The sequence below is a fragment of the Burkholderia sp. SIMBA_051 genome (assembly GCF_046534915.1).
GTDB lineage: Bacteria > Pseudomonadota > Gammaproteobacteria > Burkholderiales > Burkholderiaceae > Burkholderia > Burkholderia ambifaria.
Genome location: NZ_JAWRXS010000165.1, coordinates 1 through 294, shown reverse-complemented (window position 1 = coordinate 294; position 294 = coordinate 1). Strand labels below are relative to the sequence as shown.

The 294-nt window shown below is 54.8% G+C and carries 1 protein-coding gene; it reads right to left on the bottom strand.

Annotated features, from left to right (window positions below; genetic code table 11):
• Positions 1 to 56: 56 nt before the first annotated feature.
• The gene (locus SB771_RS34020) at positions 57 to 275 is read right to left on the bottom strand and encodes a YdcH family protein (RefSeq protein ID WP_065059980.1); all 219 of its coding nucleotides are present in this window, start codon (positions 273 to 275) and stop codon (positions 57 to 59) included.
• Between the last annotated feature and the right edge of the window lie 19 nt (positions 276 to 294).

Genomic DNA, 294 nt, shown 5'->3' with positions numbered 1-294 from the left:
GCAACTGGCAACCGGTAACCGGCAACCGCGCGCGACACGCTGCCGGAGGCCGCCGCTTACGCGTCTGCTGCCTTGCGCAAAATCAGATAGAGCGAATCTTTGAGTTGCAGCTTTTCTTTCTTCAGTTGCTCGATGGCCATGCCATTCGCGGGCACGATGCCGGCTTCCATATTCTTGATTTGCTGGTCCAGATCGTTGTGGCGATTGAAGAGGCGGGCGAAATGATCGTCCTGAATCTTGAGGTGGGAGATAAGCTCGCGGAATTCGGGAAACACTCAATACTCCTTATGGAAC